This window comes from Sinorhizobium chiapasense, from assembly GCF_036488675.1.
GTDB classification, from domain to species: Bacteria; Pseudomonadota; Alphaproteobacteria; order Rhizobiales; family Rhizobiaceae; genus Sinorhizobium; species Sinorhizobium chiapasense.
The window spans coordinates 496,137-511,044 of sequence record NZ_CP133152.1 but is presented as its reverse complement, the minus strand read 5'-3'; the positions used below and the strand labels follow the sequence as shown (position 1 = coordinate 511,044).

Here is a 14,908-nt window from a genome sequence, read left to right as displayed (position 1 = left end):
ACCTTTTTCTGTTGACAGATCGCGTGCGAAAAGGTTTTCTCTACCTAACATTGGAGGGTGCACTGGACAATCCGGCCAACAGACGCGTGACCATTCATGACGTGGCTGCGGCGGCAGGCGTCAGTATTTCAACAGCCTCGAAGGCGTTGAACAATACTGGCCGCATGGGCGCCGAGACGCGCGAAAGGGTGAAGCGCATCGCGGGCGAAATCGGCTTCAGGCCGAACGCGCTTGCGCGCGGACTGCTCAGCAAGCGCAGCTTCACCATCGGGCTCCTGACGAACGACACCTACGGACGTTTTACCCTGCCGGTCATGGCGGGAATTTCCGAAGCACTGGTCGATCACGGTGTCTCGGTATTCCTGTGCGCCATCGAAGACGACCCGGCGCTGGGGCAGATCCATGTCGACGCCATGCTCGACAAGCAGGTAGACGGCATCATCGCCTCCGGCAAGCGCCTGGACCGGCGTTTGCCGGTCGATCTGTCGAGCCTGCCGGTGCCGGTCGTCTATGCCTTTACCGAAGGCACTGAGAACAGTGTCACGCTGCGCTCCGATGATGCGCAGGGCGCGCGTCTTGCAGTTGAATGGCTGGCGAAGCTCGGACGCCGCCGGATCGCGCATATCACCGGGCCTGAGGATTTCTTCTCGGTGCGGGAGCGCGCCAGCGCCTACCGGGAGGTCGCCGGCGATGTCGAGCCGGTCCTTTACGGCATCTGGGCCGAGAGCTGGGGACATGAGGCGGTCGGGTCGATCTGGAGCCGGCCCGGCGAAAAGCCGGACGCCATCTTCTGCGGCAACGACCAGATCGCCCGCGGCGTCGTCGACGCCTTGCGTGAGCGCGGCGTCAGGGTGCCTGAAGACGTGTCGGTGGTCGGCTTCGACAACTGGGAAATCGTCGCGGCACAAACGCGGCCGCCGCTGACGTCCGTCGACATGGGATTGAAGGAGCTTGGCCGCGAGGCCGGCCTGACTGTGCTCGCGCTCGCAGAAGGGCGACGGGTCGAGCCGGGCGTGAGGAAATTGCCGTGCCGGTTGGTTGTCCGGCAATCGTGCGGGGGCATGAGCCCCACGGAATAACGAAACGGCGCGAGGAGGCGCCACAACGGGAGGAGTGCCATGATCAAGCGTCTATTGGCAGCAACAAGCATCGTTACCTTGTGCTTGGCGTCCGGTGCGTCGGCCGCCGAGAAGATCGAAATGTGGGTTCGTTCCGGCATCGGCGAATCCTTCAAGAAGGTCGTCGAAGCCTACAATGCCAGCCACGAGAACCAGGTCGCGATGACCGAAGTGCCGTTCTCCGAGCTGGTGCAAAAATACGCGACCGCAATAGCGGGCGGGCAGGCCCCCGACGCGCTTTCGCTCGACCTCATCTACACCCCGGCCTTTGCCGCCGCCGGTCAGCTTGAGGACCTGACCGATTGGGCCAAGGCACTGCCCTACTTCAATTCGCTCTCGCCGTCGCACGTCAAGCTCGGCACCTACCAGGATCGCATCTACGGCTTGCCGCTTTCGGTCGAGACTTCTATCTTTGCCTGGAACAAGGACCTTTACAAGAAAGCCGGCCTCGACCCGGAAAAGGCGCCCACCACTTGGGAGGAGATCGAAGCCAATGCCGAAAAGATCCGCGCGCTGGGTGACGATATCTATGGTTTCTACTTCTCCGGCGGCGGCTGCGGCGGCTGCATGATCTTCACCTTCACCCCGCTTGTCTGGGGTTCGGGCGCCGACATTCTCTCCAGCGACGGCAAGACTGCGACGCTCGACACGCCGGAAATGCGTAAGGCAGTCGATGTCTACCGTTCGATGGTCAAGAAGGACCTCGTGCCGGCGAGTTCGGCCAGCGACAACGGCGTAAACTTCCTGACTTTCACGAACGGCAAGATCGGCCAGCAAAGTATCGGCGCCTTTGCCATCGGCACGCTGGTCACCGAAAACCCAGACATCAACTTCGGCGTGACGCTGATCCCCGGCGTCAATGGCGGAACCTCGTCCTTTGCCGGCGGCGATAACTTCGTCATCACAAAGGGCACGAAGAAGATCGACGCGGTGAAGGAATTCCTCGAATACACCTATTCGATGGACGGCCAGAAGGTCATGGCGAAATACGGCAGCCTGCCGACCCGCGGCGATATCGCCGACAAGGTGCTTGAGGGTCTCGACCCGCGCATGCAGGTGGGCATCAAGGCGATCGAAGTCGCCAAGACACCCTATACGCTGCAGTTCAACGATCTGATCAACAGCGCCAACGGCCCCTGGGCGACCTTCACCAATGCGGCAATCTATGGCGACGATGTCGACGGGGCATTCTCGAACGCCCAGTCGGAAATGCAGTCGATCATCGACACCGGCCAGTGATCTCAAGGCAGGCCGGAGGGCAATCCTCCGGCCCCTCTTTCTGAACAGGCGGAGAATTGCGATGGCCGGCTCTGGCCCAGGAAAAGCATTGCCCGTGCGCAGGAGACGGCGCCACTCGCAGTGGCGCGGCCTTCTTTACATCGCCCCGGCGATGGCCCTCGTCATCGTCTTCTTCGTCATGCCGGTGCTGTTTACTGGGTGGATGAGCCTGCACAACTGGCCGCTGCTCGGCTCGCCGCGCTGGATCGGGTTCAACAACTATTTCCGCATGGCGAACGACGCGCGCTTCGTCTCGGCACTCCGCTTCACGACCTACTACACGGTGATCGTGACGATCGCGATCTTCGCCGTCGCCTTCCCATTGGCGATCTTCGTCGAGAGGCACCGACGCCTCGTCGGCGCCTACCGCACCATCATCTTCCTGCCCGTCGTCGTCGGGCTGGCCTCGGCGTCGTTGCTCTGGGTCTGGCTGGCGAACGTCGACAGCGGCTTCATCGGCCCCGCGCTGAGAGCGCTCGGACTCGTCGAGAAGAGCCCCAATCTGCTCGCGACCTTCGATAGCGCCTTTTTCACGATCATCGTCATGGTCGTCTGGAAGATCGCCGGCTTTACGATGATCATCCTGCTCACCGGGCTACAGGCAATTCCGTCCGAATTGACCGAAGCAGCACGCATCGACGGCGCCGGCCGTTGGCAGCGGTTTCGCTATCTTACCTTGCCGCTGATGCGCCGGACGATCGCGCTGGCGCTGATCATTTCGGTAACCGGCTCGATCCTCGCCTTCGACCAGTTCTACATCATGACAAGCGGCGGTCCGCAGAACCGCATGATCTCGGTCGTCTACTACATCTTCAACCAGTCCTTCGTGTCCTTCAATCTCGGCTATGGCGCGGCTCTCTCGATCGCGCTCCTCGCCATTCTCGTGGTTATCAGCATCGTGCAATTGCGGCTGCTTCGCGTCGGGGAGGATCGCCCTTGACCCTTTCCAAAATGAACCCCTCCATGAGCCTCTCCAGGCGGCGCCGGGAACGCAAGGCGTTCCGGGCCGAATCGACCTATCACGCAACCGGCGTGGCGATCGCGCTCTTCTTCCTGGCGCCTTTCGCCATCACCTTGCTCGCGTCGTTCCGACACGGCACCGAGGCCCGTCTGCCGCCGTTGCCGCCGTGGCCCGCGAACGGAATCAGTCTCGATTCCTACCGCTCGCTCGACACCTTCGGCGCCGGCGTCTGGCAGCACACGTTCAACTCATTGCTCGTGTCGCTCGCGACCGTCGCACTGACCGTCGCCGTCAGCGTGCTCGCGGGTTATGGCTTCTCGCGCTACCGCTTTCCGTTGAAGAACGTGCTGTTCGTGCTGATCATTGCCACGCTGATGATCCCGTTTCAGTCGATCCTCACGCCGCTCTTCATCATCCTCGCGAGGCTCGGGCTCAACAATTCGCTGTTCGGACTGACGCTCGTCTATGTGACGCTGCAACTTCCCTTCTCGGTTTTCATGATGCGCAATGCCTTCGATGCGGTGCCAAAGGAGATCGAGGAGGCGGCCCGCATCGACGGCGCCCGCGACCTGAAGCTGCTCTTCCGGGTGCTGATGCCGCTGGTGTTGCCCGGCATCGCGACGGTCGCGATCTTCGCTTTTCTCAATGCCTGGAACGAATTCCTGGCGGCACTCGTGCTCTTGTCGAGCAACGAGAAATACACGCTCCCGGTGCTGATGATGGCAGTTCGCGCCGGTCGCCTCGGCGCGGTCAACTGGGGTGCGGTTCAGGCCGGTGTCGCGGTCATGACACTGCCCTGCCTCGTCGTCTTCCTGCTTCTGCAACGCTACTACATGCGCGGGCTGATGGCCGGCGCGGTGAAATGAACTCCAAGAAACGGATGAAACCATGAACAAACCCCGACACGATCGCCAGTTCCGCCCCCTCCCCGTTCCGAGCGTTGAAGTGCACGGCCTTTTCGGCGACCGCCAGGACGCGATCTGCGAATCCACCGCCGAAGTCCTGCTCGACCGCTGCGTCGAGGCCGGCATGCTCAAGGCGATCGACGTCGGCCAGCCGAGCCCCGGCATCGTCATTCCGCTGCAGGCCTGGTCGGGCTCGACGCAGATGTTCTGGGACAGCGATCTCGGAAAATCGATCGAGACCATTGCCTATTCGCTCTACCGCAAGCCCAACCCCAGGCTCGAAGCGCGCGTCGATGCCATCGTCGACATGTATGAAAAGCTGCAGGACAAGGACGGTTACCTGAACGCCTGGTTTCAGCGGGTGCAACCCGGCCGGCGCTGGACCAATCTTCGCGATCACCACGAGCTTTATTGCGCCGGCCACCTGATCGAGGGCGCGGTCGCCTACTACCAGGCGACAGGAAAGCGCAAGCTGCTCGACGTCATGTGCCGCTTTGCCGACTATATGATTAAGGTCTTCGGTCATGGCGAAGGGCAGTTGCCGGGCTACTGCGGCCATGAAGAAATCGAGCTCGCGCTGGTAAAGCTTGCTCGCGTCACGGGGGAGAAGAAATATCTCGATCTCGCCAAGTTCTTCATCGACGAGCGCGGCCGAGAGCCTCACTTCTTCACCGAGGAAGCGATCCGCGACGGCCGCGATCCGAAGCAGTTCATCCAGAAGACCTACGAATACAATCAGGCACATCTACCGGTGCGAGAGCAGAAGAAGGTCGTCGGCCATGCCGTGCGCGCCATGTATCTCTATTCCGGGATGGCGGACATCGCGACCGAATACAACGACGACAGCCTCACCTCGGCGCTCGAAACCCTTTGGGACGACCTGACGACCAAGCAGATGTATGTCACGGGCGGCATCGGACCGGCGGCGTCGAATGAAGGCTTCACGGATTACTACGATCTTCCGAACGAGAGCGCCTATGCCGAAACCTGTGCTTCGGTCGGCCTCGTCTTCTGGGCAAGCCGCATGCTCGGGCGCGGCCCGAACCGGCGCTATGCCGACATCATGGAGCAAGCGCTCTACAACGGCGCTATGGCCGGTCTTTCGCTCGATGGGAAAACCTTCTTCTACGAGAACCCGCTTGAAAGCGCTGGAAAGCATCATCGCTGGATTTGGCACCATTGCCCCTGCTGCCCGCCGAACATCTCGCGCCTGCTCGCGTCGATCGGTTCCTATATGTACGCCGTCGCAGAGGACGAGATCGCCGTCCATCTTTACGGCGAGAGCAAGGGCCACTTCGAAATCGGCGGCAAGAAGGTCGAGCTTGCGCAGACCACCCGCTATCCCTGGGACGGCGCCATCCGCTTCGATGTCACGGCGCAGGATCCGGTGCACTTCTCCCTGTCGCTGCGCATTCCCGAATGGGCGGAGGGCGCCGCGTTGAAACTGAACGGCGAGACGGTCGATCTTTCTGAGGTAACGATCGACGGCTACGCGCGCGTCGAGCGTGATTGGCGAAGCGGCGACCGTGTGGAGCTCGATATTCCGCTGACGCCGCGGGCGCTCTGGGCAAATCCGCAGGTGCGGCAGGATACCGGCCGTGTCGCGCTCATGCGCGGGCCGCTCGTTTATTGCGCAGAGGCAACCGACAACGGTGCGGGCTTGAACGGGATCGTGCTCAGCGGTGACCTCTCGAATGCGAAGACGGCAGAAATCGCGGAGCTGCAAGGGGCTGTCGCGCTCGACATTTCCGTCGCCCGCGATAAAGCGGATGATTGGGGCGCCACTCTCTATCGCACGTCACCGCCGAAGGTGAGCCATGCGACCACCCGTTTCGTTCCCTATCACCTGTGGGACAACCGCACGCCCGGCGAGATGCTCGTCTGGGTCCGCGCCGGTGAAGTCGGGCGGTGACGGCATGCATGAAACCGGAGTTGTATTGACGGACATTCGCAAGAGCTTCGGCAGTCTGGAGGTCATCCATGGCATCGACCTCAGGATTGCGGAAGGCTCGTTCGTCGTTTTCGTCGGCCCATCCGGCTGCGGAAAGTCGACGTTGCTGCGCATGATTGCGGGCCTCGAGGAGGTCACGGACGGCGAGATCGAGATCAAGGGCCGCAACGTCACCGATCTCGATCCATCCGACCGCGGCATCGCGATGGTCTTTCAATCCTATGCCCTCTATCCGCACATGAGCGTGCGCGAAAATCTCGCCTTCGGGCTGAAAATGGCGCGTACCGAGACGGCCGAGATCGAGGCGCGCGTGAAAGCCGCCTCGGCGATCCTGAAGATCGACCACCTGCTCGACCGTCGCCCGGGCCAGCTTTCCGGAGGCCAACGCCAGCGCGTTGCGATCGGGCGGGCGATCGTGCGCAAACCCGACGTCTTTCTGTTCGACGAGCCGCTTTCCAACCTTGATGCGGAACTGCGGGTCTCGATGCGCATCGAGATCGCCCGGCTCCATCGCGAGCTCGGCAATACGATGATCTACGTGACCCACGACCAGACCGAAGCGATGACGCTCGCCGACAAGATCGTCGTGTTGCGTGACGGCCGCATCGAGCAGGCGGGAACGCCGCGCGAGGTCTACGAAAACCCCGCCAATATCTTCGTCGCGGGCTTCATCGGCTCGCCGCGAATGAACCTGCTCGACGCAGTCTGGCTAGGCAACGGACGCGTCCGCGTTGCGGGCAGCGAGATGTCAGTGCCGGTCGCGGGCGAGGGTTTGCAGATCGGAGAGAAGGTTTGTTTCGGAGCGAGGCCGGAACACCTCTTCGTCGCCAACGGCGGAGAGGAATGCATTGTCGCGAGGGTCGATTTTGCCGAATATCTCGGCGGCACCCAGTATCTTTATTGCCAGCTTGCCGATGGCCAGCCGCTCATTGCCGAATATCGCTCGGGACAGGAAATCAATGCGGGCAGCACAATAGACCTTTCGGTCAATGACCGTCAGCGGCGGCTGTTCGCTGCGGACGGTCGACGTTTGACCTGACGCCGGGTTCACCCGCGGCGTCGCTGGCCGCCAGGGAGCGCAAAGGCAGTTCGCTCCGGAGCCGATGCTCGCTTCTACGCGAAAGCGGCAAGTTCTGACGCCGTCATTTTGGTCCAGAGTATTTTCATCGTGGCGGTCGCCTGCCCTCCCAGGCGTCCTGCAACAGAGCACGTATCGATCGCCGGTCGACCGGCCGCGGATTCCAGTAGGGATTTTCCGTGGCGATCTCCGCGACCCGATCAAGATCAGCCTCGCTCAAGCCAAGTTCTCTTAGCGCCAACGGCGCGCCGATTTCCCTGGCGAAATCCCAAAGACCCCCGCCGACCGACCCACCAAAGATGTCGGCGATCGGAGCCAGTAGTTCCCGGGCCGCGACCGCATTGTAGCCGGCCGTGTGCGGCAGCATGATCGCGTGCGTTTCGGCATGTGGTGTGTCGAAGGTGCCGCCGAGCGTGTGACAGATCTTGTGATGCAGCGCCATGCCTACGGTTCCCAGCACCGTGCCGCAAAGCCAGGCACCGTAGAGCGCTTCGGCTCGCACTGCGATGTCGCGCGGAGCTTCTACTATTTTCGGCAGGCTGGTTTTAAAGGCGCGCAGCCCCTCGATAGCGATCAGCGTCGAGATCGGATTTCGGTCCTCAGCGTAAAGCCCCTCGATCGCATGCGCCATAGCGTTCAGCCCGCTGTTGACGCTCATGCCGACCCGGAGGTCCAGCGTCAGCGCTGCATCGTAGATCACGACTTCCGGCAGGATGCTCGGATGACGCACGGTCGTCTTCCGGCCGGCCTCCGTTTGGCCGAGGATCGGCGTCACCTCCGAGCCCGCATAGGTCGTTGGAATGACGATCTGCGGCAGGTCGGTCCGATAGGCGATCGCCTTGCCGAGTCCGGTGGTCGAGCCGCCGCCAAACGAAACGACGCAATCGGCACTCGTTCTCGCAACGATCTCCATCGCCTTCTCGGTTACCTCGACCGGCGTGTGCATGACGGCGCCAGCAAAAACGCCGGCGGAGAGCCGTCCCAAGCGCTCCGCCAGCGCTTCGGCATCTGCCTGCTGCCGCGGCGTCGAGAGCACGAGCGCTTTCCTGCAGCCGATTTTTTCCACCCATTTCCCGGCAAGGGCGCTTTTCCCCTCGCCGAAGACGATATGAGCGGGACTGCCGCTATAAATGAAATTGCGGTTCATGGTTCCGCTCCTGCTTTGCGCGAGCCATCACAAAGAAAAATCCCGACGCCGCCAGAATACCGGCCTGTCATGCGACCGCGGAGATTGTAGCGCAACAATCTCGCACGAGTTCGCCGCGCTGAAAATCAGTGCCAGTGGACCCGACCTACTCTTCTTCAAGATATCGGCTTTCCTTCGGCGCGAACGAGCACAAGATTCCCTGTTCCGGCGGCTCTTTGACGAGTATCGTCAAATACGTGAAGGCAGCAGACGCCATCCCGACGGCGTCGCTTTTACGCCCAGGACCGGACCAGAATCCCAGTGCGGTAAAAAATGCATTCACGGAAAGGCTGGCGAAGGCTATAGCGGTCTGAACGCTGATGAACAGATTGGACCCGCCATGACCGACACCGTTACCGATCGCTTCCTCCGCTATGTCGTCATCGACACCCAATCGGATCCCAAGTCGTCGACGCAACCCTCCACCGAAAAGCAGAAGAACCTTGCCCGGATATTGGTCGAGGAATTGCTGGCGATCGGGCTTGCCGATGCGCATCTCGATGAGCACGGCTACGTCTATGCGACGATCCCGTCGAATGTCGACAAGCCGGTACCGGTGATCTGCTTCTGCTCGCACATGGATACCGCGCCCGACTTCACCGGCACCAACGTCAAGCCGCAAGTGGTGCCAAACTATGCCGGCGGCGACATCCGGCTTCCCGGCGATCCCCAGCAGCTCATTCGCGTCAGCGACAATCCCGAGCTTGGCAACCAGATCGGCAACGACATCATCACCACCGACGGCACGACGCTGCTCGGCGCCGACGACAAGGCCGGGCTCGCCGAAATCATGACGGCCGCGCAAGTCCTCGTCGACAATCCGGACATCAGGCACGGCACGATCAAGCTTCTCTTCACGCCGGACGAGGAAATCGGGCGGGGTGTCGACAAGGCCGACCTCAAGAAGCTGGGAGCCGAGTTCGGCTATACGGTGGATGGCGAAACGGCGGGCCATATCGAGGACGAAACCTTCTCGGCCGACGGCGTCGAGATCACCATTCAGGGCGTCGCCATCCATCCAGGCTTCGCCAAAGGCAAGATGGAGAACGCCATCAAGATCGTCGGCGCGATCATCGACCGCTTGCCAAAGGGCATTGCGCCGGAGACGACGGCAGGCAGGGATGGCTTCATCCATCCGATCGGGGTGACTGGCTCGATGGAAAAGGCCACCCTCGACTTCATCATCCGCGACTTCGAAGAAGGCGGCCTTGCCGTCAAGGAGAAGATGCTCGAAGACATCGTGACAGACGTGATGGTGGCCTTTCCCGGTTCCAGCTACGCGTTCGAGGTCAAGCAGCAGTACCGCAACATGAAGGCGATCCTCGATCGCCATCCGCAGATCGTCGAGAACGCCGTCGAGGCGATCCGGCGCGCCGGCATGGTACCTGTGCGCGGCAGCATCCGGGGCGGCACCGATGGTTCGCGGCTCTCCTATATGGGCCTACCCTGCGCCAACATCTTCGCCGGCGGGCATGCCTTCCATTCACCGCTCGAATGGATCAGCCGGCAGGACATGGAGAAAAGCGTCAACACGCTCGTCGAACTGGCCAAAATCTGGGCGGAGCGCGCGTAATCCACCCTGCTTCGGCTCCGACGACGGGTGCAAGCAGCCGGCATCTCGAACCGGCCGCTTGTCGAGCTTACGTCGGCATCGCTAGCAGCACCGATGCCGGGGCATTGGTTCGGTTCGACAGCGCGCGCGCCTCGCCCGGCGCAAGGCGGCAACTGTCGAGATAGCCGAGCGTTACCGTCTCATCCTGCGTCTCGATCGTTACCTCGCCGGCAAGGACGACGTAGATCTTCTCGACGGGTGCGTCCTTCAGCGACGTGCGCGCCCCTGGGAGAAGGTGCGACAGACCGATCCAGATCGCATCGGTGTCGGTCGCTTCCTTCCCCTGGAGACGAAGGCAGCGCATATCGTAGTGCTCCGCTGCCTCGTAAGGTCTTGCCTCCCGATAGAGGGTCACCTGCATCCGCGAACCCTCACGGCTTCAGGAGGACGCGGTCCGGCGTGCCGCGCAGCACCGAGGCATAGGCCTTGGCTGCGTCGGCAAGGCCGTAGACGGTGGCCGGGTTGATCGGGAAAGGCTTCAACAAGCCCTCCTCGAATTTCGGCTTCAGCCGATCGAAGATGCGCGCGCCTTCGACCGAGGAGAGCGCCAAGGTATCAATGCCGATATATTTGTGGCGGCCGCGGAAGAAGTTGAAGATATCGAACGGCACGGCGCGATCGAAGGTCGAGATGAAAATCTGCCGGGCTTGTTTCGCCATCGCCTTGTTGGCGATCTCGAAATAGGGGCTGCCGACCGTATTGAAGACGATGTCCGCACCGTGGCCACCGGTCTTTTCCCGAATGATCGCCGCCACGTCGTCACGGCTGCTGTTCAGCATCTCAACCGGCGCGTTGGTGTGGCCGAGCAATGGCTGGTCGTTGTATTCGACGGCGAAAACCTTGGCCCCTGCCATGGTCGCAAGCTGGATCGCGGCCTGCCCGACCTTGCCGTTGCCTCCGCAGACCAGGACGACGTCGGTCGGTTGGACGCCGCCCGCCTCACGCAGGCCCTCATAGGCGGTGATGAACGGAACGCCGATCGATCCGGCCTCCTCCATCGTGAAATTCTTGGGCTTTTCGCGCACCGCCTTCTGGTCGAGGACCATCCATTTGGCGTGGCTTCCGTCCTGGCTGATGCCGAGTTCACCGCCGCCGCCCCAGATCTCCATCCCGATCATCGATTTCGGCCCCTCGCGCACGATACCGCCGAAATCGCGCCCGGGGATGCGCGGCCAGACCGCGTGCGGCATGTGGCCGAGCGAGGCCTTGACGTCGCTGGGGTTGACACCCGCCGCCACGATCTCGACCAGCACCTGCCCCGGTCCGGGTCGCGGCACGCTGACGTCGACCACGTCGATCCGCAGATTGTCGAGATCGGCGGAGGCTTGCGAGACGCGCAGCGCTTTCGCGACCTTCGTATCAGTCAGCATATTCATGGCATTCCCCTTTTCATGGATGCGGCCGCTCAGGCCTTCAACTGCAGGATCTCTCGGGCTTCGAACGGATTGGCGATTTGCCCGCCCAGCTTCTCGACGATGTCGCGGGCACGCTCGACGAGCTCGCCATTGCCTTTCGCGAGCACGCCCTTGGCGATGTATGAGTTGTCTTCGAGGCCGACGCGGACATGTCCGCCGAGCAGGTAAGCCTGGGCTGCCATCGGGAATGACATGCGGCCGACGCCGAAGCCGGTCCAGACCGCATCACGCGGCAACATCCGCGCCGCGAGCGCCATTGCGTCGGTCGTCGACGGCAGGCCGTATTTCACACCCGTGACGATCGTGAACATTGCCGGAGACTTGAGCACGCCTGCCTTCAGAAGATCCTGCGCGAGCTGGATATCGCCGGTATCAAAGACCTCGAGCTCCGGTTTGACGCCGGCTCCATTGATGAGGTCGGCCATGATCTTGACGTTGCCAGGCGTGTTGATCACGACCTCGGCGCCGAAGGTCATCGTGTTGAGGTCGAGCGTCGCGATATCGGGCTTCAATTCGAGAATATGTTCGACGCGCCGCTCCGGGCGCATCAGCGTCGTACGGGGACCGGCGACCGCTGGGTTCTCGTCGCTCGGGTGATAGCGACCACCCGGCCCGGTCGTGACGTTCAATATCACCGCGTCGTTCTTTGCGCGGATCCGCTCGATCACCTCGCGATAATACTTGATCTCCATCGACGGTTTTGCCGTTTCAGGATCGCGCACGTGGATATGAACCACGGCCGCCCCCGCTTCGGCCGCCTCGAGCGACGAGTTGGCGATTTCTTCCGGGGTTACCGGCAGGCCGGGGTGGTTTTCCCGGGTGGTCAGATTGCCGGTGACGGCGCACGTAATAATGACTTTCGGCTGCATCAGAGGTGCCTCCCTCCGTCGACGACGATCCGGGTGCCCGTCGAGAATTTCAAATGCGTGGCGCAGGCAAGGATCGCCTCTGCGACGTCCGTAGGCGTCGTCAGCCGCTTGAGCGGCGTTGCGGCCGCAGCCTTCTCCTTGAACTCCTGGCCGCGGCCCGGAACGAATTCCGTATCGACGACGCCGGGAGAGACAGCCATGACGCGGATATCCGGTGCGAGCGCACGTGCGAGCGAGTTGGTCATGAGGTCCAGCCCGGCCTTGGCACCGCAGTAGGCGATGTTCGAGCCGACGCCGGTAAAGGCGGCGATCGACGAGACATTGACGATCAGCCCGTCACGACTCGCTTTCAGCGCCGGTGCGAAGGCGCGCACGGTCGAGAAAACGCCCCGCCAGTTGTTGACGAAAATCTGGTCGATCAGTTCATCGGTCAGACCGTCGAGATCGGCATGGGCGACCGGGCTCGTCACGCCGGCGGTATTCACGAGGATATCCGCGCGACCGAGCGCAACAAGCGTGCTGTCCCGAAACGCATTGATGGTCGAGGAGTCCTCGATCGAGACCGGCAGGGCGAGATGTCCCTCGCCCGGCAAGGCTGCGACGATCGCCTCGGCCCGCTCCTTTCCGGAGCGGTAACCGACCACGACCCGAGCACCCGCCTCGGCGAACAGGCGGCAGGCTTCCCGCCCGATGCCGCCGGACCCGCCGGCGACGACTGCAACTTTCCCCGTCAGGGCATCAGACAAGCTCATTATCGACGCCCTCACGATTTGCTGCCGGAGATCGGCGGAACCGGATAGGTCGGTTCGCCCTCGACCAGCTTGAACTGGTACTCGCAGCTATAGAAAGGCAGCGGCGTCTCCGGATAGTCGGGATGCTGCTTGGTATGCTCGACGAAATTGCCGACGATCTGGGTCTTGGCTCCAAAGACCACGTCCGTCACCAGCGCCTGCGGCGTGTCCGAGAAGATCTGGGTGATCAATGTCTTGTGGCCTGGTGCCGAGACGATGAAGTGGATGTGCGCAGGCCGCATCGGATGGCGTCGCTGTGCCCGCAGAAGATCGCCCACGGGGCCGCCCGTCGGCACTGGATAGCCGGCCGGCTTCACCGAGGTGAAGTGGAAACGTCCGTCGGCGTCCGTGCGGAACACACCGCGGAGATTGAAATCGTCCTGTTCCGCGTCCTGGTTTTCGTAAAGTCCAACGGGGGACGCCTGCCAAACATCGAGTTTCGCATCGGCAATCGGCTTGCCGTCGACGCCCGTGACGCTGCCCCTGAAATAGAGCGTCGAACCGGGTGTATCGGAGCGCGCAATGCAGTCACCGCGTTCGCAGGCCGGCGCCTGCCCGCGATAGAAAGGGCCGAGCAGTGCCGACATCGTCTCGCCCTGCATCCCGTCATTGTTGATGAGGTCGATCAGCGTCGAGGCGCCGACCACGTCGGCTGCAAGCACCACCTCGTTGTTGGTCTCGTGCGTGTGGTGGCCGAGTGCCGCGATCCAGCGCAGTCCGTATTCGAATTCCTCCTCGGTCGGTCGCGTCTCGATGATGAATTCGTGGAGATGGCGCACCATCGAGTCCATCAGTTGCTTGAGCCGTTGGTCCGATGTGCGCGACATCGCGGCCAAGACGGTCGGCGTCACGTCGGCGACGGTTTCGATGAGTTTCGGCTCGACTGTTACATGTTGCATCCTGCTTCTCCTGTCGTTTGCCGGCGTTCAGGCCGCCGCTGTTTTCAAGGCCTGGAGATGTGGATATTTCTCCGTCAGCAGCGAGCCGTGGTAATAGGTCTTGGGGAAGGCCTCGGTCGCGCGAATGCGATCAAGCCAGGCAGCGATCGCGGAAGCTCCGTCCCAAAGGCGGCCGAGATTGATGTCGTCCATCCGAACGATGACCGGCATGATGGCGATGTCCGCTAACGTCATGTCTTCGCCCATCAGCCATGGCCCGCCGCTTTCGTTGAGCCAGCGCGCCATGCGGTCGACCCCGCGTTGCAGGCGGGCGAGCGCCTCATCCATTTCCGATTGCGGAAAGCCGGTGCGTCCCATTTTCATCAGGAACTCACGGCGCAGCGGCTTGCTCTCGCATACCGCCAGGAATTCCTCCTCCGTCATCGCTTGGTAATGCGGCAGGAAGGCCAGGTTGTAAGACGGCACGCGCACGGCCGGCGTCGGCACTTCGTCGATGTAGCGCATCATCGCCCGCATACGCGCGACCTTGACCGGATCCTCCGGCCGCAGGGGCGCGACGTCGCCGAGGATGTCTTCGAGATATTCCATGATCACCGAGGAATCGATCACAGCGGCGCCGTGATGGACGAGTGCCGGAACCAATCCGTTCGGATTGATCGCGAGGTATTCAGGCTTCAGCTGGTCGCCTCTGAAAAGGTCCAGCTTGTGCTCCTCGAAGGTCCTCCCCTTGGCATGGAGCATATAGCGCACCCGTTGACTGCAGGTGGATTGCGGCGCGTTGTAAAGTGCATATTCCGACATGACTTCCTCCTCTCGCCATTCCGGCAAGGCTCAATCGATGAGGT

14 protein-coding genes are annotated in these 14,908 nt (G+C 62.2%); 7 read left to right on the top strand and 7 right to left on the bottom strand.

Annotated features, from left to right (window positions below):
- The first annotated feature begins 23 nt into the window (after positions 1-23).
- The 6 genes from RB548_RS27075 (at position 24) to RB548_RS27050 (ending at position 7,252) form a co-directional block, all read left to right on the top strand.
- Complete coding sequence (locus RB548_RS27075; RefSeq protein WP_408642495.1) at positions 24-1,079, top strand: LacI family DNA-binding transcriptional regulator; 1,056 nt, start codon at positions 24-26, stop codon at positions 1,077-1,079.
- A 39-nt stretch (positions 1,080-1,118) separates the two neighbouring features.
- Complete coding sequence (locus RB548_RS27070) at positions 1,119-2,357, top strand: ABC transporter substrate-binding protein (RefSeq protein WP_331376834.1); 1,239 nt, start codon at positions 1,119-1,121, stop codon at positions 2,355-2,357.
- Positions 2,358-2,418: 61 nt separating this feature from the next.
- Entirely contained in the window at positions 2,419-3,336 is a 918-nt protein-coding gene (locus tag RB548_RS27065) for a carbohydrate ABC transporter permease (RefSeq protein ID WP_331376833.1), read from the top strand.
- A gap of 23 nt (positions 3,337-3,359) precedes the next feature.
- Positions 3,360-4,223: a carbohydrate ABC transporter permease gene (locus RB548_RS27060; RefSeq protein WP_331377110.1), complete on the top strand. Its 864-nt coding sequence runs from the start codon at positions 3,360-3,362 to the stop codon at positions 4,221-4,223.
- Positions 4,224-4,245: 22 nt separating this feature from the next.
- Positions 4,246-6,174: a glycoside hydrolase family 127 protein gene (locus tag RB548_RS27055; protein ID WP_331376832.1), complete on the top strand. Its 1,929-nt coding sequence runs from the start codon at positions 4,246-4,248 to the stop codon at positions 6,172-6,174.
- Between the two features lie 4 nt (positions 6,175-6,178).
- A complete protein-coding gene (locus RB548_RS27050; RefSeq protein ID WP_331376831.1) occupies positions 6,179-7,252 on the top strand; it encodes an ABC transporter ATP-binding protein in 1,074 nt (357 codons plus the stop codon).
- Between the two features lie 124 nt (positions 7,253-7,376).
- On the opposite strand, the gene RB548_RS27045 is transcribed toward RB548_RS27050, so the two are convergent.
- Positions 7,377-8,438, bottom strand: a complete 1,062-nt coding sequence (locus RB548_RS27045; RefSeq protein WP_331376830.1) for a maleylacetate reductase — start codon at positions 8,436-8,438, stop codon at positions 7,377-7,379.
- 379 nt (positions 8,439-8,817) lie between these two features.
- Between RB548_RS27045 and pepT the strand changes: the two genes are divergently transcribed.
- A complete protein-coding gene (gene pepT / locus RB548_RS27040; RefSeq protein ID WP_331376829.1) occupies positions 8,818-10,050 on the top strand; it encodes a peptidase T in 1,233 nt (410 codons plus the stop codon).
- Positions 10,051-10,117: 67 nt separating this feature from the next.
- Here the strand turns inward: pepT and RB548_RS27035 are convergent, their stop codons facing one another.
- Genes RB548_RS27035 through RB548_RS27010 form a run of 6 tightly spaced genes read right to left on the bottom strand, consistent with a single transcriptional unit; the run spans position 10,118 to position 14,864 of the window.
- Positions 10,118-10,450 carry a cupin domain-containing protein gene (locus RB548_RS27035; RefSeq protein WP_331376828.1) on the bottom strand — a complete coding sequence of 111 codons (333 nt, stop codon included), beginning with the start codon at positions 10,448-10,450 and terminating at the stop codon, positions 10,118-10,120.
- Between the two features lie 10 nt (positions 10,451-10,460).
- The gene (locus RB548_RS27030; protein WP_331376827.1) at positions 10,461-11,465 is read right to left on the bottom strand and encodes a quinone oxidoreductase family protein; all 1,005 of its coding nucleotides are present in this window, start codon (positions 11,463-11,465) and stop codon (positions 10,461-10,463) included.
- Between the two features lie 29 nt (positions 11,466-11,494).
- Positions 11,495-12,373, bottom strand: a complete 879-nt coding sequence (locus RB548_RS27025) for a BKACE family enzyme (RefSeq protein WP_331376826.1) — start codon at positions 12,371-12,373, stop codon at positions 11,495-11,497.
- Positions 12,373-13,125 carry an SDR family NAD(P)-dependent oxidoreductase gene (locus tag RB548_RS27020; RefSeq protein ID WP_331376825.1) on the bottom strand — a complete coding sequence of 251 codons (753 nt, stop codon included), beginning with the start codon at positions 13,123-13,125 and terminating at the stop codon, positions 12,373-12,375. The genes RB548_RS27025 and RB548_RS27020 overlap by 1 nt, the downstream gene beginning before the upstream one ends.
- Before the next feature lie 11 nt (positions 13,126-13,136).
- Positions 13,137-14,063: a dioxygenase family protein gene (locus RB548_RS27015; RefSeq protein ID WP_331376824.1), complete on the bottom strand. Its 927-nt coding sequence runs from the start codon at positions 14,061-14,063 to the stop codon at positions 13,137-13,139.
- A 27-nt stretch (positions 14,064-14,090) separates the two neighbouring features.
- On the bottom strand, positions 14,091-14,864 hold the full coding sequence (locus tag RB548_RS27010; RefSeq protein WP_331376823.1) for a glutathione S-transferase family protein: 774 nt from the start codon (positions 14,862-14,864) through the stop codon (positions 14,091-14,093).
- Positions 14,865-14,908: the final 44 nt, after the last annotated feature.